Genomic DNA, 384 nt, shown 5'->3' with positions numbered 1-384 from the left:
TCACGGGTGCAACTGGAGCTACTGGGGCCACGGGTATCACAGGTTCAACCGGTCCGACTGGTGCTACTGGTATCACGGGTTCAACCGGACCTACTGGTGCTACTGGTATCACAGGTTCAACCGGACCTACTGGGGCCACGGGTATCACGGGTGCAACTGGATCTACTGGTGCCACTGGCAGCACGGGTGCAACTGGAGCTACTGGGGCCACTGGAATCACGGGTGCAACTGGATCTACTGGGGCCACGGGTATCACAGGTTCAACCGGACCTACTGGGGCCACTGGTGTGACGGGCAGCACTGGACCAACTGGGGCAACGGGCAGCACGGGTGCAACTGGATCTACTGGTGCCACGGGTATCACAGGTTCAACCGGACCTACTG

General features: G+C 60.4%; 1 protein-coding gene. It reads right to left on the bottom strand.

The window, feature by feature from the left end; all coding sequences use genetic code 11:
* The coding region (locus tag ACTJJD_RS19335) for a hypothetical protein (protein ID WP_440608757.1) at positions 1–384 on the bottom strand (384 nt) is incomplete at both ends.

The organism is Bacillus sp. 22446 (assembly GCF_052044955.1).
Lineage (GTDB): Bacteria > Bacillota > Bacilli > Bacillales > Bacillaceae > Bacillus > Bacillus altitudinis.
The sequence above is the reverse complement of the archived record's forward strand: the minus strand, read 5'-3'. Positions and strand labels throughout refer to the sequence as shown.